The following is a 22,280-nucleotide window of genomic DNA, read 5'->3' as shown; positions in this document are numbered from 1 at the left end:
AACCCCTGCCCTGAAGCGCAAAGGAGGGCGCCGTGCGCGAATCGATGAATATTACGTCGTCGACCTATGCGGCGGCGCTACTTACCCTGCCCTGGGGCGTGCCGCTGGAGCAGTGGCCAGCCGAGCTCATCACGGCCCTGCCACGCGGCATTTCGCGCCACGTGGTGCGGTTTATCGAGCTCGGCGCCGCGCCGACGCAGGGGGTCGACGCGCGCACCGGCGTCGTGGCTGTTAAGGAGATTGGCGTGCGCACGGCTCACCACGAGTACAAGATGCTGCGCGAACTCCAGCGCGTGGGCGCCCCGGCAGTGGCACCGGTCGCCGTCATCACCGGCCGCCAGCCCGTTAACCCGCGCGATGGCGAGCTCACGGCGGCGCTCATTACGGAACACCTTGAATTCTCGTTGCCCTACCGCGAGCTCTTCTCGCAGGACATGGTGCCGGGCCAGCCGGAGAAACTCATTCAGGCGCTCGCCGTCCTGCTCGTGCGCCTGCACCTCCTGGGGTTCTACTGGGGCGACGTCTCCCTGTCCAACACGCTTTTCCGGCGCGACGCAGACACCTACTCGGCCTACCTCGTCGACGCCGAGACCGGGGAGTTCCAGGCCCAGCTTTCTGATGCCCGCCGTGCCTACGACCTCGACATCGCGCGCGTCAACATCATCGGCGAAATGATGGACCTCCAGGCAGGCGGGTACCTCGCCGAGGACATCGACGTCATCGCGTTGGGCACGCTTGTGGAGTCGTCCTACGAGGACTTGTGGCGTGAGCTCACGGCGGAAGAAGCCATTGACGCGGGCGAACCGTGGCGGATTACCGAACGTGTCGAAAGGCTGGCGAGCCTCGGCTTCGACGTGGGGGAGTTGCGCGTCGAGACCGAGGCCGACCGCGCGAACGTCACACTCCGGCCCGTTGTCGTATCGCCTGGGCACCACCATCGCCTGCTCCTCGAGCTCACCGGCCTGTCGGCGGAGGAACACCAGGCACAGCGCCTGCTGGGGGCCATCCGCACCTTCCGCGCCTTGGAATGCGCCGAAACGGCGAGCCTCGAGCAGGCGGCGCACCGTTGGCTCACGGAGGAATACGAGCCGACCATCGCCGCCGTGCCGGAAGACGCACGCTTCAAGCTCGAGCCTGCGCAGCTCTTCCACGAAATTTCGGACCACAGGTGGTTCATGGCCGAGCATCGCGGCGCCGCCGTGCCCTTGGCCGAGGCCACGCAGTCCTATCTCATGACGGTCCTACCCAGCCGCCGTGATGAGGCGCGGCTTCTCCAGCCACCCCTCTCGGAGTGACCCGGAGTGACGACGCCGCCTTAGGATATAGCCTGCAGGAAAGTGGACACTACCGCAGGACGGTGGGATTTGTTCCGGATGGGACCGTTCCGCTCCGTATAAAAGATTTCAGACGCGAATTTACACCGAGCATTGACCGTTTATGCCCGTTCACCCCCCTATATGAGGGGCAGTTAACTGTGTTAACCTATGCAACATGTCACAAAATACCGCGCATGTTACATTCATGTTTGGCCCAGCTCAATAGAATCACTAAGCTGATTGTTGAGGTCAGTAGCACCTTGGACACCAGAAAAGTCCACACTCACGGACACAAGGCTGGGCATCGTCACCATTGGACATGTCCACACCGCGGCAAGGTACTACGACGCCACCCCGGTGGTTAGGACCAGTGACGAGCTTGACTCAGGCTCCCGCGCGACCACCAGGGGATAACTCCACAGGCATTCCGTAGCCTTGCCCGCCGAACATCGGCACCATCAGGGTAGGGCTTCACACCTAGAAAGAGGACCCGATGAAGCGTCTTACTCGCATCGCATCTATCTCCCTGAGCGCTCTGCTCGCCACCACCACCCTCGTTGCCTGCTCGTCGGGCGATTCGGGGGATGACTCCGGCTCCGTCTACTTCCTGAACTTCAAGCCGGAGCAGGACGCCGCCTACCAGGAGATCGCCAAGGAGTACACCGAGAGCACCGGAGTGCCCGTCAAGGTCGTCACGGCGGCATCGGGAAGCTACGAGCAAACGCTCAAGGCAGAAATCGGCAAGGATGAAGCCCCGACTCTCTTCCAGGTCAACGGCCCCGCCGGCTTCATCACGTGGCAGGACTACATGGCTGACATGTCTGACACCAAGATTGCCCAGGAGCTCACCGAGGACGTCCCGGCGCTTCAGGATGACGAGGGCACCACGAAGGGCGTGCCGTTCGCCGTCGAGGGCTTCGGCATCATCATCAACCAGGAGATCTTCGACAAGTACATCGCGCTGCCCGGCGCGAAGATCAAGTCCACGGACGAAATCACGAGCTTCGACAAGCTCAAGGAAGTCGCGGACGACATGCAGGCCAAGAAGGGCGAGCTCGGCATCGAGGGCGCCTTCGCTTCCACCTCGCTTACCCCGGGCGAGGACTGGCGCTGGCAGACCCACCTGGCCAACGCACCGATCTGGCAGGAGTTCCAGGACGACGGCGTCGAGGATAAGACGGAGGTCGAGTTCAAGTACTCCAACGAGTACAAGAACCTCTTCGACCTGTACCTCACCGACTCCACCGTGGAGAAGACCCTGGCCCCGGCGAAGACCGTCTCCGACTCCATGGCCGAGTTCGCACAGGGTAAGGCCGCGATGGTCCAGAACGGTAACTGGGCATGGTCCCAGATTTCCGAGACCAAGGGCAACGTGGTCAAGGAAGACAAGATCAAGTTCCTGCCCATGTACATGGGCCTGCCGAATGAGCAGGACTTCGGACTCAACGTGGGCACGGAGAACTACCTCGGCGTAAACGCCAATGCTTCCGATGCCGACCAGCAGGCCACCAAGGATTTCGTCGATTGGCTGTTTACTTCTGATGAGGGCAAGCAGCACGTCATCAACGACCTGGGCTTCGTCGCGCCGTTCAACTCCTACAGCGAGACCGACACCCCGAATGACCCGCTGGCCAAGCAGATCCAGGAGTCCATCTCCAACAAGGACATTACGACCATCCCGTGGGCATTCCAGTACTTCCCGTCCCAGCAGTTCAAGGACGACTTCGGCCAGGCGCTGAGCCAGTACGCCTCCGGCACCATGAAGTGGGAGGACGTCGTCACCCAGTTCAAGGATGACTGGAAGGCCGAGAAGGAAGCCAACTGGACTGAGTAGGCGAGCAGGCTCACCCGCCCGCATACCTAATACGCCGCGGCCCAAAACCCTACCGGGCCGCCTCCTCGGAACCTACCCGCGTCGCTGACCCCCATTGCCGGCTGGTGGCGCGGCGCAGGGGCGTGTGCTGGTTCCTTCCCGCCACCTACGGCAGGAAAGCACCAGCACATTCTCCTGCGAATGACTCCAGGCTCGCCGCAGAGCCCCTCACATACCAACCAAATTAGGTGAGATATTCATGCAAGCAACACTGAAGAAGTACTTTCCAGTCTTCGTCTTGCCCACCCTCCTCGCGTTCCTCATCGCATTCCTCGTGCCCTTCGTCATCGGCTTCTTCCTGTCGTTCACGAAGTTCACCACCATCACCAACGCCAAGTGGGTCGGCCTGAGCAATTACACCAAGGCCTTCTCTGAACGCGAGGGCTTCATCGACGCGTTCCTCTTCACGGTCCTCGTCGTCATCGTCTCCGTCATCACGGTCAACTTCTTCTCCTTCATGCTCGCGTGGATGCTCACACGCAAGCTCAAGGGCACCAACTTCTTCCGCACGGTCTTCTTCATGCCGAACCTCATCGGCGGCATCGTGCTGGGCTACACCTGGCAGACCATGATTAACGCGGTGCTCTCGCATTACGCCACGACGATCAGCGCGGACTGGAAGTTCGGCTACGCCGGCCTTATCATGCTTCTCAACTGGCAGCTCGTGGGCTACATGATGATCATCTACATCGCGGGCTTGCAGAACGTTCCGCCAGAGCTCATCGAGGCCGCCGAGCTCGACGGCGTGAGCAAATGGGAGATGCTGCGCCACGTCACCATCCCCATGGTCATGCCCTCGATTACCATCTGCCTCTTCCTTACCCTGGCGAACTCCTTCAAACTCTTCGACCAGAACCTGGCGCTCACCAACGGCGCGCCGGGCGGGCAGACCGAGATGGTCGCCCTCAATATCGTCAATACCCTCTTTAACCGCATGAACGTCGAAGGAGTGGGCCAGGCCAAGGCCGTCATCTTCGTCGTCGTCGTGGTCGTCATCGCGTACTTCCAGCTACGCGCGACCCGAAGCAAGGAAGTCGAGGCCTAAACCATGACTGCCCCCGTCACCAACAACCCGCACGAGGCCAAGAAGCCCGCGGCCAAGGTCCACAAGCTGCCCACGGACAACGCAACCAAGATGTCCGGCGGCGCGAAGACCATCATCTACTTTGTCCTCGCGTTCTTCACCGTCGTCTTCCTCGGCCCCATCCTGTTCATCATCATCAACTCGTTTAAGTCGAAGTTCGCCATTTCCTCGGACCCGTTTTCCATTCCGGTAGGAGAGACCTTCGTCGGGTTTGAGAACTTCGCAGTAGGCCTGATGAAGCAGGGCTTCCTCGAAGCCACCCTGTGGTCGTTTGTCATCACCATCCTGTCCGTCGCCGTCATCGTGTTCTTCTCCGCGATGACCGCGTACTACATCACCCGCGTGAAGACGTGGTGGACGAACCTTCTGTACTACCTCTTCGTCGTGTCCATGATTATTCCGTTCCAGATGGTCATGTTCCCCACGGTGAAGATCGCAGATATGCTCCACCTCAACAACCCGCTGGGCATCGTCGTACTTTACTTGGGCTTCGGCTCGGGCCTGTCGGTGTTTATGTTCGCTGGCTTCGTCAAATCCATCCCGGTGGAGATCGAGGAAGCCGCCATGATCGACGGCTGCGGCCCCATCCAGAACTACTTCAAGGTAGTCCTGCCCATGCTCAAGCCCACCGCCGTCACGGTGGCCATCCTCAACGCCATGTGGGTCTGGAACGACTACCTTCTGCCGTACCTCGTCATCGGCCTTTCCACCCGGTACAAGACCATCCCGGTCGTCGTCCAATCCTTCGTCGGCTCCAACGGTAACCGCGACATGGGCGCCATGATGGCCATGCTCGTGCTCGCCATCATCCCCATCGTCATTTTCTACTTCGTGACGCAGAAGCACATCATCGAGGGTGTCGCCGCCGGCGCCGTCAAGGGTTAAACGCCACGCACTCCGCCCCGCACGGCCTGTGCGGGGCGTTTCCATGTCCATCGAATAGGGTAGAGGCTTATGAATAGATTCCTGGGACCCGAATCCAAGTTCTACGAGGTGCTCTCCCTCTTCGCTGATTTGGTCATCGTCAACGTGTTGCTCGTGGTCTCCAGCTTCCCCATCTTCACGGCGGGCATGAGCCTGCGCACCGCGCACGACGTCATCGGGGACATGGTCCGCGAGGAAGGCACCAGCCGCGGCCGGACATTCCTGCGCCGCTTGCTCGTGCGCCCAGGCATCAATTCGGCATGGTGGCTCATCGTCCTCGCCGTAGGTGCATTGGCCGCCTATGAGTTCGCCATCATCGCCCGCGCTGAGCTCGGCACCGCGGGCCTCGTTCTCCGCGCGGGCCTACTCTCAGGCCTCATCGTACTCGCCGGCATTACCGTCTGGTTCTTCCATCTGGACCCCCAGCTTGCCGATGCCCCCTTCGCCCACCGTCTCGCTGCCGCCGCAACGTCCGCCGTGCGCTTCCTTCCGCGCACGCTTCTCGCGCTGGTGCCGTGGGCGCTGCTCCTCGGCTTTCCTTTCTTCGTGCCGAGCGCGTGGGGCGGCTGGCTCTTCTTCGTCGTCGCGGTGGGGCCTGCGCTGGCCATCTACCTGGGCGAGCTCGCGCTGCAGTGGCCGGCGCTGTCCATCAAAGACGACGCGGGGAGCTAGCCCGGAGTCGAGTGCAGCGTAGGGGGAGTATCCAGCAGGAAACTGTCAGGAATTGCCAGCCGACGCGAAGTTGCGCGGAAGCGTCCAAGCAGCTCCGTGCCCCATAATGAATTCATGCGTTTGAGAGAGCGCATACCTTGAGAGAGTTGAGAGCCCCTGGTTCCGGGGGCGGCGGCGTAAGACACCGCCGAGAGGGACCGCTTGCGAGAGATAGAGACGCCGCGAGCCCCAACCTTCGGGTTGGGGCTTGCGGTGTTTTCGGCGGCGGACGGGCGCACCGGCACAACACGGAAGCACCCCGCCACCAGCAGCGTGCTGGGACGGGGTGCTTCGGGGAAGTCTCGCGGGGGACTTACTTGGACTGCGCCTCTTCCTGCTCCTTGAGCAAGCGAGCGGCAGTGCGGCGGCGACTGCGCAGGTTCTCGATGCGCTGCTGCAGCAGCTCCTCAAGCTCGTCGATGGAACGACGCTCGAGCAGCATGTCCCAGTGGGTGCGCGGCGGCTTGGCCGGCTTGGACTCGACGCCCTCGCCCTCGACGAGGGTGCCCCACTTGCCGTTCTTGCACAGCCATTCCTCGGGGATTTCGGCCTCGTCCGCGAAGGGAACCTCGAATACGTCGCCATCTTCGGTGCGGTACTTCACCATCTGACGCGGCGCGAGATCGTGGTCGCGGTCGGTTTCATAGCTTACGGCGCCCATACGGCTGCCGCGCAGTACGCGATCTGCCATTGCCTCATCATCCTTTTTCTGCTTCTAGTCCGGCCGTGAACGCACTCGTTCGGCTCTGCCGCGCCGCAGGGGCGAAACAGGGGAGAGCGAGACCGTCCACACAAGGTATATAAGTATAACGGACCACCGGGTGCGTTTGTTCCCAAAGCACGCAAAGTGGGCTAAGATCGCCTAAGTGACTCAAACTTTTGGCCAGCGACAGCGCCCCGCAACGTGCCAATGGTGCGGTCGCGAACTGCACTCAACTGGTCGCGGACGGCCCCGCAAGTTCTGCAGTCCCGCATGCAAGCAACGCGCCTACGAGCAGCGTCATAACGTCTCCGGAACCACCATTCCTTCAGACGCAGTCATCATGACGCGAGCCCGGGCAGACAGCCTGCGCGATGGGCTTTTTGAACTGCGGTGTTCGGCCGAGGACATCGCCACGGCAACGAGCGAGGGCGCCGACGCTCACGAGGTTAAACAACTGTGCGACGAGCTGGTAGAACTCGCTCGCCGTTTGGAGGAATTGAAATAGCAATGAAGAATCTTTTGGCGAACCGCAAGCTCGTTATCACCTTTTTCATCGTGATCATCGTGCTGCTCACGCTCGTTGCGTTCGTGCCGCTGGTTATCTCTCTCGTGTCCGGCCGCGGCGTCCAGACCGAGGGAGTCAACGCGAGCCACGCGAAGGCCGCTGAAGTCGAGCTCGATGGCGACTGGACGGTCACGAAGGGCAAGCCGGACAACCACACGTCCGTGGGCTTTACCTTCCACGAGGTGCTGCCTGCCGAGAAGAAAGATACGTCCGGTTCGACCACGGCCGTGAGCGGCGACGCCACAATTGAAAATAATGTCCTTGAGCAGGGCACCATCACGGTGGACATGAACGAGCTGACCACGGACAAGAAGGTCCGCGATCAGAACATGAAGTCCAAGCTCTTTGAGACCACAACGTACCCGGAGGCCACCTTCATGGTCACCAAGCCGGTCGATCTCTCCGCCGTCCCGGACGATGGCACCATTGGCAAGGTCAGCCTCACCGGCGACCTCACCATCAAGGACCAGACGCACGAGGTCACCGAGGACTTCGACGTCCTGCGCGATGGCAAGGAGCTCGTCGTCGGCGGCGATATTCCCATCAACCGCACGGACTACGACGTCAATACGCCGGAACTCATCGCCGCTAAGATCGACGAGGACGGCTTCATCAACATCCGTATCTCGTTCAAGCACGCCAACTAAGCACGCGCCACGCACGCAGCGTCCAAGGGAAACACTCGTATGAACTCTCGCGTCATGATTCCGGTTATCTGGTTCCGGCTCATCATTGTCATCGCGTTTACGATTTTCGTCGCCACGCAAAAGATGTGGATCGTCGCGGGCATCGCGGCGCTGTTGGCGTTGCTCAGCGTCTGGCAGCTCGTCGCCGCGTATCGAAACCGCGACTAAACCCACGATCGCGGCACGCAGACCACCGAACCAACGTCCGGCGCTATAGCGCTAGTTTCGTAACTGTTACGTTAATGGGGTTGCATCGAGGACACGGGGAGAAGGGGAATTTCGCCCCAGCAGCGCAATCGGAACACAGCGACACAACAGTGCCGAAAGACTCGTTCTATACACGCGCCAGACATAAGGGACTGAATAGTTCTGCGGCGGTTTCGAAGTCACGATGAGCCCGGACGTGCCGAAGGAATTTCTGGCGACAGGCTCAGCGAAGGACGCTGAAGCCTAGGCGAGCACAACGGTGCGCCAGCGGACGGTGGACGGGAATGCGGCGGGCGATATTGGGGGCATCGGCAAGCGCTGCACGATAACATGCAGATCGTGATAGATGTCCGATAATGCACATTATGTCAAAACAGCGATGAGGAGACTTCCCCACGTTTGGGCCTGTCTGCCAGATTACTGCGCGCAATCCCCGTGGCACAGACGCCGAAGCCTTACTATTGAGTCCATGACTATTCAGCACATCGTTGACAAGCCGTCGCGCGCCGCCCTGTTCCTCGTTCTCGACGTCACTCCGGGCGGCGAAGTTGCCGTCCGCGACTTCATCGGCGGATTCAAGGGTCTGGTCAAGTCACTGAATTTCCGTTATAGCGCCGAGGATCTTTTCGCGGTCATCGGCATTGGCGCGAAGCTCTGGCCGCGGCTCACGTCCGCACCCGTGCCGGCGGGGCTTAAGGAGTTTGAGGAAATCTCCCAAGGCAAGTACACAGCCCCGTCGACGCCGGGTGATCTCCTCTTCCATTTCCGCGCGGAGTCCTATGACGTATGTCACGAGCTGGCGTCGCAGATTCTCACGAAACTCGGTGACGCGGTGCGCGTGCTCGATGAGACGCAGGGTTTCAAGTACCTGGACGGCCGCGACCTGTTGGGCTTCGTGGATGGCTCGGCTAACCCGACGGATAACGAGGCGCTCGAGACTGTCCTCCTGCCCGAGGACGCGGATTACCCGCGCGGTTCCTATGTCACCGTGCAGAAATACACGCATGACCTCAAGGCGTGGGCGCAGCTCACCGTCGAGGAACAAGAAGACGTCATTGGCCGATCCAAGGTCGACGACATCGAGATGGACGACGACGTCAAGCCGTCTAACTCCCACGTAGCACTCAACGACCTGGACGAGGATATCTACCGCGAGAACATGGCGTTTGGTTCTTTCGCCTCGGGCGAAATGGGCACGTACTTCATCGGCTACGCGCGCGACCCGGAGTTCGTCAACGAGCGCCTGCGCAATATGTTCATCGGCGATCCGGTGGGCAATTACGACCGTATCCTGGACTTTTCCACGGCCGTGACGGGCACGAACTTTTTCGTGCCGAGCCTCACCCTCATGGGCGAGTTCAGTGAGCTGCCACTTCCCTAGCCTGCTGTATTAAATAGTAAAGCGCGGTGCCAGGACGGTCCCGCGCTTTTAGCGTTAGTTAAGCGCGCGGCGATGGATGAGTGCCGCGACGACCGCGCCGGTGATATGGGCGTCCACCCGACATGCTCGATGCACCACATGGGTATCAGTGACTCGCTGCTAGCCCTGGCCAACGCGAGCGGCGAGGCCAAGGTGCCAGAGGGTGCGACGTGCTGTGGCACCGCCGACGACCGCGGGCTGTTCCACCCGGAGCTCGTCGAATCCGCGACCCGCGAGGAGCGCGCCTCCCTCAACGCAGAGCACTTCGACGCGTTTGTCTCGGACAACCGCACGTGCGAGATGGGCTTGGAGATGATGACCGGCCGCACGTACGACTCCATTGCTGTGCTGCTCGAGCGCGCGTCTCGCCCAGTGGTCACACCCTAGCCTGTGCCACATTGCCCACCGCGCCTAAACGCGCGCGTTTCATTCCGTGGAACGATGCGACACGCCGTGGAACCGCTGCCCGCCTTCGTTGTGACGAGGGCGGGCAGTTGCCGTTTTTCGGGTTGACCTCGGAGTCTTGGAGTGCCAACGAAACGCGCGTGAGAAATCGATGGACTAGTTCAAAGAATTCCGTAGAATGGTCTTGCAATTTCATGACATGAGATATTATGCTTGGGCACATTCACCAATTGGGTGATAGAAACTTCATTTCTCTTAATGCACAAGGAGGGTTTTGCCGTGACGACGACCGCACCTGCCACAGCACCCGCCGCCACTACCACGACGGCACAATTGACTAAGCGCGATCGTCGACGCATCGCTTTCGCGTCGACCATCGGCACCACCATCGAGTTCTACGATTTCTATATTTATGCCACGGCTGCCGTCGCCGTGTTCCCCTACCTCTTCTTCCCGAAGACGGAAGACCCCACGATTGCACTGCTCCAGTCCTTCGCCACCTTTGGCCTCGCGTTCGTTGCCCGCCCGCTGGGCTCGGTCGTCTTCGGCCACTTCGGTGACCGCATCGGCCGCAAGGCCACCCTGGTGGGCGCGCTGCTCACCATGGGTATCGCCACCTTCATCATCGGCATCCTTCCCACCTACGCCACCGCGGGCATCCTTGCACCAGCGCTGCTGGCGCTCATGCGCTTCTGCCAGGGCCTGGGCCTGGGCGGCGAGTGGTCCGGAGCGGCCCTGCTGGCCTCCGAGACCGCCGAAGACGGCAAGCGTGCGAAGGCCGCCATGTGGCCGCAGTTCGGCGCCCCGTTCGGCTTCTTTCTCGCTAATGGCTTCTTCCTCACCTTGGTCGCCACCATGGACTACCACCGTGGCGACACGACGGGCACGTTCATGGAGTGGGGCTGGCGCCTGCCGTTCCTGAGCTCTGCGGTGATGGTCCTCATCGGCCTCTACGTCCGCCTGAAGCTGGAAGAAACTCCGGTCTTCCAGCAGGCTGTGGACTCCGGCAAGAAGGCCAAGTCCCCCATCCTCGAGGTTTTCAAGACTGCATGGCTCCCCACCCTCATCGGCACCTTCGTCATGGTGTCCTGCTACACGCTGTTCTACCTGGTCACCACCTGGATCCTGTCCTACGGCATCGGCGATAGCTCCAAAGGCCTGGGCCTGAACATCCCGTACATCCAGTTCCTGGAAATCCAGCTGATCTCCATCTTCGCCTTCATAGTCGGCATCCCTGTCGCCTCGCTGCTGGCTGATAAGTATGGCCGCAAGCCGGTCCTCACGGTGACCTCCGCCATCATGATAGCCTTCGGCTTCACGTTCCCGTTCTTCCTAGACATCGAAACGGCGACCACCGGTTCCGTCCTGGCCTTCCTCACGCTCGGCATGTTCATCATGGGCCTCATCTTCGGTCCGATGTCTGCGGTCCTGCCTGAGCTGTTCCCGACCAACGTCCGCTACACCGGCTCCGGTATCGCGTACAACGTCTCCTCCATCCTGGGCGCTGCGGTTGCGCCATTCATCGCCACCTGGCTGGTGAAGACGCAGGGTGTCGCCGCCGTCGGCTACTACCTCATCATCGTCTCCGCCCTCTCCCTGGTCGCTATCATCGCGATGCGCGAGATGAGCAAGGTCGACCTCACCGAGGTCTAAACCCCACACTCCGCACAGACCAATCCCCCGCGAACAGGAGCGCGGGGGATTTCTCGTGTGCGAGCTCGGCTGGCCTAACGGCGGCCGCCGCGATTGCGGTGGACGAGCGTGAACTGGACGGAGTCCGCCATGCCGAGCGCGAAGAGCGCCTCGCGCAGCGCGAATTGATAGGTCCACAGGCGGCGGTAGACCGGGTCGAAGCCGGCGGCGGCGGCCTCGCGGAGGTGGCCCACGAAGAAGGAGCGCTCCTGCTCGAGAGACTCTCGGTAGTGCGGTCCGGTGTGGGTCTGGGCCACAATGCGCAGGCCGGTGCTACGCTCGACCAACTTGTTGATCTCGGGGACGGTGAGCAGGCCAAGACCGGGCCACACGTAGGCCTTGAGCGCCTGCAGCGCGTCGCGACCGGGGCCGGTCATCTGCTCCGTGGCGACGGTCGCTTGGATCACGGCGCGGCCGCTGGCATCGAGAAGCCGGTCGATGGCCTGCACGTAGCGTCCACGCTCCCGACTGCCCAGGGATTCCAGGGCCTCGATGGAGATGATCGCGTCATACCGACCGCGCCATTCCTGCGGGCTCGGCACGAGGTGCTCGATATCTTGGCAGGCCACGTTGTCAGAGACGCCAGCGAGCACGAGATGCTCGCGGACGGCCTCGGCACGCTCGGGGTCAGCCGTAAGAATATCGACGACAGCGCGGCGCTCGGCCGCCTGAACGGCGGCCTGGAGACCCGTCGCCGGGAAAACCAGGACGTGGGAGCCGGCGCCGACACGGGTGGCATCGGCAAGCCAGGCTGCGGCGCGCTCTTGGGCGGAGCGCAAATCCTCGCGGTCGACGGCGGTGGGCTCCGACAGATGGGTGACGTCGACGAAGTGCTCCTTGGCGCCGGAGCGCTCATAGGCCGGCACTGACTCGCGAACCGTCGTCGGCACGCCCGTGGAAAAAATTCCGCCCTGGTGGCTCACGCGATCCCCGGCGTAGAGCTTTACCAGCTCTGTGGGCAGCTCCCCGCCCGTCGCGGGCGATTCGGGCACTGCGGGGGTCTTGGGTGCGTACCCAGCACCGAGCAGGCGCTTGAGGACACGCACGAGATGCGCGGAGTCCGGCGTCGTCCACTCTCCGGCGAGATAGGACTCCGCGAAGCCTACCCAGCCGCCGTGCGCGAGGCGGTCGAAGAGCGCGTCATGCGCGACCCGCAGGTCAGCGTCAGCGCCCTCTAGTACCAGTCCCGCCGCGTCGCAGGCCTGCGCAAACTGAGCCTCCGCGCGCCGGGCACGCCACGCGCCAAAGCGAGGAACGGGCACCTCCGCCACGCCTGGCCACAGCTGCGCATCAATGGCGTCAAGATGGGAATGGCTCACGGTGCCCCTTACTCATTAGAACCGGCGAACGACGGACAATACCCGCCAGTTTAGGCGGCGCAGAGCGCCGCAGCGCCCAGGCGGGGCCGCGCGCCCGGAGTATTTTGTGACCTAAACTATGCCGACCAAGGAGCAACCTATTACACTAGCCGGGTAGCTAAAAACACGGCTGTATATCTTTACAAGAGAGGTTTTACTCACACATGGCTGAGAACGCTTTCCGTCCCAACGGCGGCCGCCACCACGTCGTCGTTATTGGTGCAGGCTTCGGCGGCTTAAACGCCGTCAAGTCCTTGAAGAACGCTGATGTTGACGTCACGCTCATCGACAAGAAGAACCACCACCTGTTCCAGCCGATGCTCTACCAGGTAGCCACCGGCCTCGTCTCCTCCGGCGAGATCGCTCCGTCCACCCGCCAGATTCTGCGCGACCAGGACAACGCCCACTTCGTCAACGGCAACGTGACGGACATCGACATCAAAGCCCAGACCGTCACCGCGGCTCTGGACGACACCGAGCGCACCTTCGAGTACGACTCCCTCATCGTCGCCGCTGGCGCTGGCCAGTCCTACTTCGGCAACGACCACTTCGCCGAGTTCGCGCCGGGCATGAAGACCCTGGATGACGCGCTCGAGCTGCGCGCCAACATCATTGCCGCCTTCGAGAAGGCAGAGCTGACCGATGACCCGGCTGAGCGCGAGAAGCTCCTCACCTTCGTCATCGTCGGTGCTGGCCCGACCGGCGTCGAGCTCACCGGCCAGATCGCAGAGATGGCCAAGCGCTCCTTCAACGGCCAGTTCTCCAACTTCTCGCCGTCGTCTGCGAAGATTTACCTCCTCGACGGTGCACCGCAGGTCCTGCCGCCGTTCGGCAAGCGCTTGGGCCGCAAAGCACAGCGCACGCTGGAGAAGCTGGGCGTCGACGTACGCCTCAACGCCATGGTCACCAACGTGGACGAGAAGTCCGTGACCTACAAGGACATGAAGACCGAACAGGAGACCACCATCGAGGCTGGCGTCAAGATCTGGTCCGCCGGTGTTGCCGCTTCCCCGCTGGGCAAGATGGTTGCCGAACAAGCTGGCGTCGAGACCGACCGCGCAGGCCGCGTCCCGGTTAACGAGGACCTCACCCTGGGCGAGTACTCCAACGTCTACGTCATCGGCGACATGATGGGTCTTAACCGTCTGCCGGGCCTGGCACAGGTCGCCATGCAGGGTGGCGCACACGCTGCCAAGCTCATCGAGGCCAAGCTGGATGAGGAGTCCACTGCGAACGAAAAGGAGGCCTTCGACTACTTCGATAAGGGCTCCATGGCCGTCATCTCCCGCTTCAACGCTGTGGTGAAGATGGGCAAGACCGAAATGACCGGCTTCCCGGCATGGATCGCCTGGCTGGCTCTCCACGTCGCATACCTCGTCGGCTTCCGTTCCCGCGCCATCGTGGCCCTCAACTGGCTCATCAATGCCGTGTCCCCGGTCCGCGGCAACCTCGCAATCACGGACCAGCAGCGTTTGGCCCGCAACAAGATGGGCAAGGACGCGTAAGTCTTCTCTTCCCCATCATTCCCCCGTCTCGCTGTATCGCGAACGGGGGATTTTTATGCCCAAAACCGCGCACACACCTACGGTCCTTTGTTAGTGTCGAGAGCGCAACATGGGGTGCCAAGGCTCGAAGCCGCGGCTGAGATAACACCCATCGAACCTGCACTGAGTTAGAACTAGCGAAGGGATCGTTGTGAACGACGCCGTTATTGGCGCGCCTGCTTCGGCGCGCATTCCTGCAGTACCCCGCGTACTCTCCATCGCCGGAACGGACCCCACGGGCGGGGCCGGCATCCAGGCAGACCTCAAATCCATCGCCGCGGCAGGCGGCTACGGCATGTCCGCCGTGACCGCCCTCGTCGCACAGAATACCCAGGGCGTGCGCGAGGTCCACACCCCGCCAGTCGAGTTCCTCCGCGCGCAGCTTACCGCCGTGGCCTCAGACGTCACCATTGACGCGGTGAAGATTGGCATGTTGGGCAGCGCCGCCATCGTGGCGGAGGTCTCACGCTTTCTCGCCCAACTCTCGGACGTGCCCGTGGTCCTCGACCCCGTCATGGTGGCCACGAGCGGCGACCGCCTCCTCGACCGCGACGCGGAGGCCGCCGTGCGCGAGCTGTGCGCACGTGCCACCGTAGTCACGCCCAACCTCAAGGAGCTCGCCGTGCTCACGCAGACGGCCGAGGCCACCACGCTCGAGGAAGCCATCGCCCACGCCACCGCATGGTCCGCCGACACCCGCACCACGGTCATCGTCAAGGGCGGGCACCTGCGCGGCGACCTCGCCGATAACGCCGTCGTCACCCCGGACGGCGCCGTCCACCGCGTCTCCTGTCCGCGCGTGGACACCCCGCACACCCACGGCACGGGGTGTTCCCTCTCCTCGGCGTTGGCCACCCGGCTCGGCGCCGGCGCCTCGCTTTCCGATGCCCTCTCCTGGTCCACCCGCTGGCTCCACGAGGCCATCTCCCACGCGGCCGCCCTTGAGGTCGGCCAGGGCCACGGCCCCGTCGACCATGGGCACCGCGCCCGCCGCCTCGCGGCGGCAGCTTCCACCGTCCCGGCGCGCTTCTACAGCGATGTCACGAGCACTGCGGCCGCCCCCGCGCCCCACGTTTCCGCTGCGGGCCCGGAGACGGCCCGTCTCTGGGAACTCACCGGCGACGCCTGGCAGTCCATTACGCAGCTGCCTTTCATCCAGGCGCTAGGTACCGGCACGCTGCGCGAAGAGGACTTCGCCTTTTACCTGGCGCAGGACGCGCAGTACCTCAACCAGTATTCGAAGGCGCTGGCGCGCTTAGCCGCCCTCGCACCGGACGCCGGCGCGCAGCTTCATTGGGCCTCGGGTGCCGCCGAGTGCCTCGCCATTGAGATGTCCCTTCACAAGGATTGGATTGCGCACCACACCACGACGGTCCCCTCCACAGCGCTCACCGCCCCTTCACGGGTGACAAGCGCCTACACCGACTTCCTTGTCGCCACGACGCACACCGACGACTACGTCGTCGCTGCTGCCGCGGTCCTGCCCTGCTACTGGCTCTACGCTGAGGTCGGCCTCCACCTTGCGGCCCAGAACTCGCCCGAGCACCCCTACAACGCCTGGATCACGCAATACGGCGGCGAGGAATTCCTCACCGGCGTGCGCGCCGCCATCGCGCTCGTCGAAGAAGCGCTCACTGCCGCAGACCCCGCCACGCGCTCGCGTGCCACCCGCGCCTACCTTGCGGCATGTTGGCACGAGGTGGACTTCTTCGACCAGGCTGACCGCCGCTGGTAGCTTCGTGCGGCGGCGTGAGCGTGCCGGTGACACTGAGGTGCTCTTGAGAAGCATTATTCTCTGTGGATAACTGGGCCGATTTTGCCCACTGCATGTGGAAACCTGCGCAGGTTGTCCAGAACAAAAAATGTTCCCCTAGCTTCTTCTGGCGCGTGCCTTGAGCTTCTGGGGCATGACAGTTTCTCTCTTCGCAGCTCTTAGCATAGGCGTCTCCTCGCTTCCCGAAGCCGCCGGCACGTCGCTTACTGACATCCTCACCCGCGGTGTCTCCCGCCCCGACGCGCCCACACGAAAACCCCATCGACTAGGCCGATGGGGCTAGACGTCGTGGGCTCCTCGCAGTTCTATGCGAGCAAGCTGCTCGCGTTGGGGCGACGGAAGACGACCACGAGGAACGTCGAATTGGGTCCGAAGGGCTTGAGGTCCCACGACGAGAACGTGTAGTCGGTAACAAAGCCCACGGCCTCGGCGAGTGCAATCATGTCATCGAATTCCCAACCGCGTCCCGCACCCAACGCGACGACGAAGCGGCCGCCTGGCTTGAGCGCGTTGTAGATATTGCGGTACGCGGCCTCGCGGCCGTCCGGCGCGAAGAAGCCCACCACATTGCCAGCGGCTACCGCGATATCAAAGTCATGCTCGTCGATCGCGTCCTCAGAGAGGTCACCCACACGCCAATCCCCCTCCGGGAAGTCATGCACAGCGTGTTCAATGAGGATGGGGTCGACGTCGACGCCCACCACGTCGTGGCCGAGCGCCGCCAGACGCCCGCCAAGGCGGCCGGTGCCGCAGCCAGCGTCGAGGACGCGCGAACCGCGCTCCGCCATCGCGTCAATGAGGCGCGACTCGCCGTGGATGTCTTGGCCCTGCGCCTCTAGCATCTTCCACTTGCGTGCAAAATTATGGGAATGTGCAGGGTTAGCGGCGGTGACTTCTTTCCAGGTAGGCATGCCGTTCAGTATAGGTCGCAAAACGCGCTACTATTAAGCCCGCACTGCGGTGCGTCCGTGTCAGATTGACCACGGCGTGTAGCCCGCACCGTCCAGGCCCCGCCGCGGACGGCCACACCTTACTGCGCAAGGGAGGCAGATTATGGCAGGAGTACCATCTCCGTTCAGGTCGCGTAAGCCGAAGGACCCTGCACCTGCGCACGCCCGCATTCGTGTCCCCGTCGAGCGCGCCATTGAACACTGCCGCGTCTTCGTCGACGGCGAGTCCCTCCCCGGCGAATTCACGCCTGCCACTGCGCAGGACACCGTGGATGAGTACGGCCGCGGCTTTATTTGGGTCGGTCTCCACGAGCCGGACGAGCACCAGATGACCTCCGTCGCCGAGGAATTCCACATCCACGAACTCATCGTGGAAGACGCCGTCCAGGCACACCAGCGCCCCAAGCTGGAGCGCTACGATGATCAGCTCTTCGTCGTCGCCCGCTCCGTCAACTACCGCGACCACGACGAGGTTATCGATAAGCGCCAAATCATTTCCACCGGTGAGGTGCAGATGATTATCGGCCATAACTTCATCATCACCGTCCGCCACCGCGCGAAGCTGCCCAACCTTGCCTACACTATCGGCGACGACCAGGACCTCGTGGAGCTGGGTCCCGTCGCCATGGCGTGGAAGGTGCTCGATATGCTCGTGGACCGCTATGGCGAGATTGGCAAGCTGCTGGCCATCGAGGTCGACGAACTCGAAGAGATGGTCTTTACGCCCGGCTCCAACTTTGAGATCGACCGTATCTACATGTTCAAGCGCGAGGTCCTCGAGATGAAGCACGCCATCGCACCGCTCTCCGACGCATTGAGCGCCATGATCAGCAACCACAAGGACCTCATCTCAAAGCAGCTGCGCTCCTACCTGCGCGACGTCAACGATCACGAGCTCGTGGTCAAGGACGAGGTCGCACACTTCGACGAGCGCCTTACCTCGCTTATCGATGCCTCCGTTGCCAAGGTCTCCATGCAGCAAAACGCCGATATGCGCACCATCTCCGCCATCGTTGGCATGTGGGCCGCACCCACCATGATCGCTGGCGTCTACGGCATGAACTTCGACAAGATGCCGGAGCTCCACTGGGCGTGGGGCTACCCCTTCGCCGTCTTCCTCATGGTGCTCGTCGTCGCCGTGCTGTGGTTCTGGTTCCGCAAGAATAAGTGGCTCTAAGCCGCCCAACTCCCCCAGCGACTACGCGCCCACAACGATGGTGCGCAACGTCGACTTCGCCACGAGCTCTCCGCCGTGCGACATCTCGGCTTCCCACAGCTGGGTCCGGCGTCCTGTCTGCAGCGGGCGCGCCACGCCCTCGATCGGCCCTTGTTCAACCGAGCGGATGAAGTCGGTCGAGTTGTTCACGCCCACCACGGGTCCGCCGGCCACGATGACGCCGGCGATGGACCCAAGCGACTCCGCAAAAGAAGCGTACACGCCGCCGTTGACGAGCCCCCACGGCTGATGGTGCTGCGGCCCCGCATGAATGACGCCGCGGACCTCGCCGCGGGAAAGGTGCGTATAAAGAATGCCGACCTGGGCATCGAAACCGGTATTCGACTCATTGAGCTCCGCGAGTTCCTCCTGCGTGAGTGGGCGCTGCGCGGCCGTAACAATGAGTCGGTTGAGCAAGTCCTGGCGCGCGTCGGCCGAGGAGTCCTGGTTGGTGTGGTGGCGTGTCATAAGCGTCAAGCTTAGCGCCCAACCTGCCCGACCTCGCCCACTGTGGCTGGCAACGGGCTCCCCGCCCGCGACTCCACACACTCCTACGACAGCACGCACGCAGCCACTACAGATATTCACCACACAATCCCACGCAGACGGGCATCGGCACCGCTCGGTGACGTAGGATAGACCCCATGACTGAAACGAAGAATCTCGCATCGATCGGCGTTGTGGGCCTGGCCGTGATGGGCTCCAACCTGGCACGAAACTTTGCACACAACGGCAACACCGTCGCCGTGTACAACCGCAGCCCGGAAAAGACCCGCGCACTCATCGCGGACCACGGTGATGAGGGCTCGTTCATCCCTTCCGAGACCATCGAAGACTTCGTTGCGTCCCTCGAGCGCCCGCGCAAGGCCATCATCATGGTCCAGGCTGGCAAGGCCACCGATGCCGTCATCAGCCAGCTCGTCGAGGCCATGGACGAGGGCGACATCATCATCGACGGCGGCAACTCGCTCTACACGGACACCATCCGTCGTGAGAAGGAAGTCGCCGCCAAGGGCCGCCACTTCGTCGGCGCCGGCATCTCCGGCGGCGAGGAGGGCGCGCTCAACGGCCCGTCCATCATGCCGGGCGGCCCGAAGGAGTCCTGGGAGACCCTCGGCCCCATCCTCGAGTCCATCGCCGCGAACGTGGATGGCACCCCGTGCGTGACCCACATCGGACCCGACGGTGCCGGCCACTTCGTGAAGATGGTCCACAACGGCATCGAGTACGCAGACATGCAGGTTATCGGCGAGGCCTACCAGCTCCTGCGCTACGGTTTGAACCTTGAGCCCGCCGCCATCGCGGACATCTTCCGCGAGTGGAACCAGGGTGACCTCGACTCCTACCTCATCGAAATCACCGCTGAGGTTCTCGCACAGAAGGATCCGGCCACCGGCGCCCCGCTCGTCGACGTCATCCTCGACGCCGCGGGCCAGAAGGGCACGGGCCGTTGGACCGCCATCAACGGCCTGGAGCTGGGCACCCCGGTTACCGCCATCGCCGAGGCCGTCTTCGCCCGTGGCCTCTCCTCCGCCACCGCGCAGCGCGCCGCCGCTCAGGAAGGCGGCCTGCCCGCGGGCATCATCGACGACGGCGGAGTCGACCCGGACGAGTTCGTTGAGGACGTACGCCGCGCTCTCTATGCTTCCAAGCTCATCGCCTACTCCCAGGGCTTCGACGAAATCAAGGCTGGCTCAGACCAGTACGGCTGGGACGTCGACCCGCGCGATCTCGCCACCATCTGGCGTGGCGGCTGCATCATCCGCGCGAAGTTCTTGAACCGCATCCGCGAGGCCTACGACACCAACCCGGAGCTTCCGGCCCTCATTCTCGACCCGTACTTCAAGGGCGAGCTGGAGGACCTCATTCAGCCCTGGCGCCGCGTAGTCGCTGCTGCCACGCACATGGGCCTGCCGGTGCCGGTGTTCGCCTCGTCGCTGTCCTACTACGATTCCCTGCGCGCCGAGCGCCTGCCCGCCGCCCTCATCCAGGGCCAGCGCGACTTCTTCGGTGCCCACACCTTCAAGCGCACGGACCGTGAAGGCACGTTCCACATCGAGTGGTCCACGGACCGCTCCCTGACGCAGACCGACGCCTAAGCCTACTAACCGCCTAGGCGCAACCAGCGCACAGGCCAACGCCCCGACCACCTCTTTCAATGAGGCGGCTGGGGCGTTTCCTGTGTCCGCGATCCACTGCTAGAAAGTGGCTTAAACCAAGCCCATCCACTTCCAGTACGTCGCGGAGAAGAGAAGCACAAGCAGGTAGCCCACGATGGTGAGCGGAACACCCGTCTTGAGGAACTGCTTGGTGGAAAACGCGCCGGTACCGTAGGCCAGCATGTTCTGCGGTGCGGAAACCGGCAGCAGGAAGCCGAAGCAGATAACGAACTGCTGGATGACGACGAAGCCAATGCCGTCGTTGGGCAGAGACAGCGTCGAGGCGAGCGCAATGAAGACCGGGATAAGGGCCGAAGCCAACGAGGTCGCGGACGCGAAGCCTAGGTGGATGAAGATATTGAACAGTGCCACGAGCGCAATCGTTGCGAGGATGGGCAGGGAGTCAAGGCCCATGAGACCGAAAGTCTTCTCCGACAGCCAGGTCGCAGCACCCGTGTCCAAAAGGAAGGAGCCGAGCGAGATACCGATGGCGAAGACGATGAGCGTACCCCAGCTCACCTTGGCCTGAGCTTCCTTCCAGGTAAATACGCCCACGCCCGGAAGCAGCATGATGGCCACAGCCACGGCTGTGACGACAGCGGAGCTGATCGGGTGGAGAAGATCCTCCGTCGCCCAGAAGCACAGCAGCAGAACGGAGATGACCACGAGTCGTTTCTCAGCACCGGACATGGGACCCAAGTCACGAAGCTGCTTGGCGACGAGTTCTTTGCCACCCTCAATCCGGTCGGTCTCGGGCTTGATAACTGCGCGCATGATGAAGTACAACGCAACGGACATGAGCACTGACCACGGTGCGGCCCAGAGGAACCACTGGCCCCAGCTCACGGACTGGTCCATCTGCTTTTCAATGAAGCCAACCGCTACGAGATTCTGCGCAGCTGCGGTCTTAATGCCCACGTTCCAGATGGACACGGCCTGCGCCGCAGTGATGACCAGGAGCGCACCAAGCTTCGAATTATTCGACAAGCCGAAGGCCGCGACCATGCCCAGCAGAATCGGGACCACTGCACCAGCACGCGCAGTTGCGGACGGTACGAAGAAAGCCAGGATAATGGCGATGACGATGGCGCCGGCCACGATATGCGACGTCTTCTCCCCCGCTACTTTGAGCACGACGAGCGCAATGCGCTTGTGCAAGCCCGTGACCTGCATGGCACCGGCAAGGATAAGCGCCGCCGCGACGAGCGCGACCGCCGAGGACGAAAAGCCGTCCATGGCCACGCCGAGCGCCTTCGAGGTACCGATGATCTCACCGGGATTTTCAGGATCGGGCGTGAGTCCCAGGATCACCGAAATAAGGCCCACGATAAGGAGGGCACTCACCGGATACGACACGGCTTCCGTCACCCACATGATGACAGCGAACGCAAGCATCGCCAAGGCCACTTGACCCGGCTGGTTCAAGGACTCGATGGGAAGCACAAGCACGGTGACCAACGCCGCGACAGCGACGAAGAACCAGGCCGCGTTAATATCGAACGCACGCTTCTTCACAGGGGCTGCTGCGCTGTCCGCTCGCTTTTCGTGCACGGCAGCGGCGCCGCCTGACGTGTTTTCTTGAGACATTCGTCTTACTCCTTTAGTGCTCTCACCGCACGGTGCCACACATGCCCCGGCGGCCGCAGGAACTCCCACGGGGTGATGCGCGCCAGCCCCCCGCGGGACCACCTCA

At 62.7% G+C, this 22,280-nt stretch carries 20 protein-coding genes and 1 riboswitch; of the genes, 15 read left to right on the top strand and 5 right to left on the bottom strand.

The genetic code is table 11. The features are described from left to right. Positions 1 to 32 precede the first annotated feature (32 nt). The 5 genes from HMPREF2559_RS00515 to HMPREF2559_RS00495 all read left to right on the top strand — a co-directional run bounded on the left by HMPREF2559_RS00515 (position 33) and on the right by HMPREF2559_RS00495 (position 5,869). Positions 33 to 1,295, top strand: a complete 1,263-nt coding sequence (locus HMPREF2559_RS00515) for a DUF4032 domain-containing protein (RefSeq protein WP_066488093.1) — start codon at positions 33 to 35, stop codon at positions 1,293 to 1,295. Positions 1,296 to 1,809: 514 nt separating this feature from the next. Continuing rightward, positions 1,810 to 3,150 carry an ABC transporter substrate-binding protein gene (locus tag HMPREF2559_RS00510; RefSeq protein WP_066488091.1) on the top strand — a complete coding sequence of 447 codons (1,341 nt, stop codon included), beginning with the start codon at positions 1,810 to 1,812 and terminating at the stop codon, positions 3,148 to 3,150. A 238-nt stretch (positions 3,151 to 3,388) separates the two neighbouring features. Continuing rightward, on the top strand, positions 3,389 to 4,234 hold the full coding sequence (locus HMPREF2559_RS00505) for a carbohydrate ABC transporter permease (RefSeq protein WP_066488087.1): 846 nt from the start codon (positions 3,389 to 3,391) through the stop codon (positions 4,232 to 4,234). 3 nt (positions 4,235 to 4,237) lie between these two features. After that, positions 4,238 to 5,158: a carbohydrate ABC transporter permease gene (locus HMPREF2559_RS00500; RefSeq protein ID WP_066488082.1), complete on the top strand. Its 921-nt coding sequence runs from the start codon at positions 4,238 to 4,240 to the stop codon at positions 5,156 to 5,158. A gap of 69 nt (positions 5,159 to 5,227) precedes the next feature. Beyond that, positions 5,228 to 5,869 carry a MusI family membrane protein gene (locus HMPREF2559_RS00495; protein WP_066488079.1) on the top strand — a complete coding sequence of 214 codons (642 nt, stop codon included), beginning with the start codon at positions 5,228 to 5,230 and terminating at the stop codon, positions 5,867 to 5,869. A gap of 352 nt (positions 5,870 to 6,221) precedes the next feature. Here the strand turns inward: HMPREF2559_RS00495 and HMPREF2559_RS00490 are convergent, their stop codons facing one another. Continuing rightward, positions 6,222 to 6,599, bottom strand: a complete 378-nt coding sequence (locus tag HMPREF2559_RS00490; protein ID WP_066488077.1) for an RNA polymerase-binding protein RbpA — start codon at positions 6,597 to 6,599, stop codon at positions 6,222 to 6,224. 175 nt (positions 6,600 to 6,774) lie between these two features. Here HMPREF2559_RS00490 and HMPREF2559_RS13165 point away from each other — a divergent pair, with 175 nt between their 5' ends. The 6 genes from HMPREF2559_RS13165 to HMPREF2559_RS00470 all read left to right on the top strand — a co-directional run bounded on the left by HMPREF2559_RS13165 (position 6,775) and on the right by HMPREF2559_RS00470 (position 11,547). Next, on the top strand, positions 6,775 to 7,116 hold the full coding sequence (locus HMPREF2559_RS13165; RefSeq protein WP_077210065.1) for a hypothetical protein: 342 nt from the start codon (positions 6,775 to 6,777) through the stop codon (positions 7,114 to 7,116). 2 nt (positions 7,117 to 7,118) lie between these two features. After that, a complete protein-coding gene (locus HMPREF2559_RS00485; protein WP_066488069.1) occupies positions 7,119 to 7,823 on the top strand; it encodes a YceI family protein in 705 nt (234 codons plus the stop codon). Between the two features lie 39 nt (positions 7,824 to 7,862). Further along, positions 7,863 to 8,030, top strand: coding sequence for a hypothetical protein (locus HMPREF2559_RS12895; protein ID WP_168162224.1), 168 nt, complete (start codon positions 7,863 to 7,865; stop codon positions 8,028 to 8,030). 508 nt (positions 8,031 to 8,538) lie between these two features. Next, a complete protein-coding gene (locus tag HMPREF2559_RS00480) occupies positions 8,539 to 9,450 on the top strand; it encodes a Dyp-type peroxidase (RefSeq protein ID WP_066488056.1) in 912 nt (303 codons plus the stop codon). A gap of 72 nt (positions 9,451 to 9,522) precedes the next feature. Further along, complete coding sequence (locus HMPREF2559_RS00475) at positions 9,523 to 9,876, top strand: heterodisulfide reductase-related iron-sulfur binding cluster (protein WP_066488053.1); 354 nt, start codon at positions 9,523 to 9,525, stop codon at positions 9,874 to 9,876. A 276-nt stretch (positions 9,877 to 10,152) separates the two neighbouring features. After that, positions 10,153 to 11,547, top strand: a complete 1,395-nt coding sequence (locus HMPREF2559_RS00470; protein ID WP_066488050.1) for an MFS transporter — start codon at positions 10,153 to 10,155, stop codon at positions 11,545 to 11,547. Between the two features lie 74 nt (positions 11,548 to 11,621). Here HMPREF2559_RS00470 and HMPREF2559_RS00465 read toward each other — a convergent pair whose 3' ends face one another. After that, positions 11,622 to 12,905, bottom strand: coding sequence for an SAM-dependent methyltransferase (locus tag HMPREF2559_RS00465; RefSeq protein WP_070539204.1), 1,284 nt, complete (start codon positions 12,903 to 12,905; stop codon positions 11,622 to 11,624). Between the two features lie 203 nt (positions 12,906 to 13,108). Between HMPREF2559_RS00465 and HMPREF2559_RS00460 the strand changes: the two genes are divergently transcribed. Together HMPREF2559_RS00460 and HMPREF2559_RS00455 are read left to right on the top strand one after the other, a co-directional pair. Further along, complete coding sequence (locus HMPREF2559_RS00460) at positions 13,109 to 14,449, top strand: NAD(P)/FAD-dependent oxidoreductase (RefSeq protein WP_066488045.1); 1,341 nt, start codon at positions 13,109 to 13,111, stop codon at positions 14,447 to 14,449. 100 nt (positions 14,450 to 14,549) lie between these two features. Then, positions 14,550 to 14,652, top strand: a riboswitch (TPP riboswitch). Continuing rightward, the gene (locus HMPREF2559_RS00455) at positions 14,640 to 16,223 is read left to right on the top strand and encodes a bifunctional hydroxymethylpyrimidine kinase/phosphomethylpyrimidine kinase (RefSeq protein WP_233423567.1); all 1,584 of its coding nucleotides are present in this window, start codon (positions 14,640 to 14,642) and stop codon (positions 16,221 to 16,223) included. Its footprint overlaps the riboswitch before it by 13 nt. Positions 16,224 to 16,567: 344 nt before the next feature. Here HMPREF2559_RS00455 and HMPREF2559_RS00450 read toward each other — a convergent pair whose 3' ends face one another. Continuing rightward, entirely contained in the window at positions 16,568 to 17,173 is a 606-nt protein-coding gene (locus HMPREF2559_RS00450) for a class I SAM-dependent methyltransferase (RefSeq protein ID WP_066488044.1), read from the bottom strand. A gap of 142 nt (positions 17,174 to 17,315) precedes the next feature. Between HMPREF2559_RS00450 and corA the strand changes: the two genes are divergently transcribed. Continuing rightward, on the top strand, positions 17,316 to 18,389 hold the full coding sequence (gene corA, locus HMPREF2559_RS00445; RefSeq protein ID WP_070539203.1) for a magnesium/cobalt transporter CorA: 1,074 nt from the start codon (positions 17,316 to 17,318) through the stop codon (positions 18,387 to 18,389). Positions 18,390 to 18,410: 21 nt separating this feature from the next. Here corA and HMPREF2559_RS00440 read toward each other — a convergent pair whose 3' ends face one another. Beyond that, positions 18,411 to 18,896: a PaaI family thioesterase gene (locus tag HMPREF2559_RS00440; RefSeq protein ID WP_066512250.1), complete on the bottom strand. Its 486-nt coding sequence runs from the start codon at positions 18,894 to 18,896 to the stop codon at positions 18,411 to 18,413. A gap of 176 nt (positions 18,897 to 19,072) precedes the next feature. On the opposite strand from HMPREF2559_RS00440, the gene gndA reads away from it, so the two are divergent. Continuing rightward, the gene (gene gndA, locus HMPREF2559_RS00435; RefSeq protein ID WP_066488038.1) at positions 19,073 to 20,527 is read left to right on the top strand and encodes an NADP-dependent phosphogluconate dehydrogenase; all 1,455 of its coding nucleotides are present in this window, start codon (positions 19,073 to 19,075) and stop codon (positions 20,525 to 20,527) included. A 111-nt stretch (positions 20,528 to 20,638) separates the two neighbouring features. Here gndA and HMPREF2559_RS00430 read toward each other — a convergent pair whose 3' ends face one another. Then, positions 20,639 to 22,174 carry an SLC13 family permease gene (locus HMPREF2559_RS00430; RefSeq protein WP_068801758.1) on the bottom strand — a complete coding sequence of 512 codons (1,536 nt, stop codon included), beginning with the start codon at positions 22,172 to 22,174 and terminating at the stop codon, positions 20,639 to 20,641. Positions 22,175 to 22,280 lie beyond the last annotated feature (106 nt).

The sequence above is a fragment of the Corynebacterium sp. HMSC072G08 genome, from assembly GCF_001809185.1.
In the GTDB taxonomy this organism is placed as follows: Bacteria; Actinomycetota; Actinomycetes; order Mycobacteriales; family Mycobacteriaceae; genus Corynebacterium; species Corynebacterium phoceense.
The sequence above is the reverse complement of the archived record's forward strand: the minus strand, read 5'-3'. Positions and strand labels throughout refer to the sequence as shown.